Origin of the sequence: Streptomyces sp. SID13726 (genome assembly GCF_010548375.1) — a bacterium.
Classification (GTDB): domain Bacteria; phylum Actinomycetota; class Actinomycetes; order Streptomycetales; family Streptomycetaceae; genus Streptomyces.
Genome location: NZ_JAAGLY010000069.1, coordinates 1 through 832 on the forward strand (window position 1 = coordinate 1; position 832 = coordinate 832).

Annotated in this window: 1 protein-coding gene; it reads left to right on the forward strand. The window is 72.4% G+C overall.

Features of this window, described 5'->3' with window-relative positions:
* Positions 1-832, forward strand: an 832-nt coding sequence (locus tag G3I78_RS46360; protein WP_203616466.1) for an Ig-like domain-containing protein, incomplete at both ends; no start/stop codon positions are given.

The window sequence follows — 832 nt, forward strand, 5'->3', positions numbered from 1 at the left end:
GACGGTCGGCGTGGTCGACGGCTTCCTCGAGTACACCGCCGCGAAGAACGCGGTGGGGCTCGACACCTTCACCTACACGGTGCTCGACGCCCGCGGGGCGACGGCGACCGGCACCGTGCGCGTGGGGATCGCGCGCCCGGGGGAGACGAACCAGCCTCCGGTGGCGGTGGACGACGAGATCACGGTGCGTCCGGGGCGCACGGTCTCGGTCGCGGCCCTGGCCAACGACACCGACCCCGACGGCGACCAGGTCGGCCTGGTCCCCGGCGGCATCGAGGACACCCACGACCTGGACGCCGAGGTCGTGACCGACCGCATCGTCCTGACCTCCCCCGACGCCGACGGCGCCTACACCTTCTACTACCAGGTCCAGGACACCTACGGCGCCCGCGCCACCGGCGCCGTCACCGTGAACGTCGCCGCCGACGCACCCCTGCTGCCCCCCGTCGCCCGCGACGACGCCGTGCCCGTGGAAGACATCCTCGGCAAGACCGAGGTCACCGTCCCCGTCCTGGACAACGACGAGGACCCCGACGGCGCCGCGACCGAGCTCACCGTCACCACCGACGCGACCACCACCACCGTCACCGACGCCGGCGAGCTCGTCATCACCCTCACCGAGAACCGCCAGGTCGTGACCTACACCGCGACCGACATCGACGGCCTCACCGCCAAGGCCTTCGTCAAGGTCCCCGGCCTCACCGACCAGAGGCCCACGCTCCGACCGGGGACGCAGCTCGAGGTGCTGGCCGGCGAGTCCCTGCCGATCGACATCACCGAGCACGTGCTCGTCGTCGAGGGCAGGACCCCGCGCCTGACGACCGAGGACACC